This window comes from Gemmiger formicilis, assembly GCF_016901605.1.
In the GTDB taxonomy this organism is placed as follows: Bacteria; Bacillota; Clostridia; order Oscillospirales; family Ruminococcaceae; genus Gemmiger; species Gemmiger formicilis_B.
On sequence record NZ_JACJKP010000948.1, the window covers coordinates 1 to 218 of the forward strand.

Here is a 218-nt window from a genome sequence, read left to right on the forward strand (position 1 = left end):
GCCGAATCTCCTGTACATAGCGCACCGCCGCCAGGCGGGACGCCGTGACCACCATCATTTTGCCGCGCCCGCCGATTTTGTGGCGGGTGATGTCGCGGTAAGTCTCCACGATGAGGGCAACATCCTGGTGGTGGCCGAAAAATTCCAGACCGGTTTTGATGAACCGCTGCTCCACACCATGATTGTGGATAAAAAGCTGCGCGATGTAAAAGCGGTGC

At 57.8% G+C, this 218-nt stretch carries 1 pseudogene; it reads left to right on the plus strand.

What is annotated here, in order from left to right:
• Nucleotides 1-109 precede the first annotated feature (109 nt).
• Nucleotides 110-218: pseudogene (locus H6B10_RS19220) on the plus strand (type I restriction enzyme subunit R domain-containing protein); the annotation flags it as partial.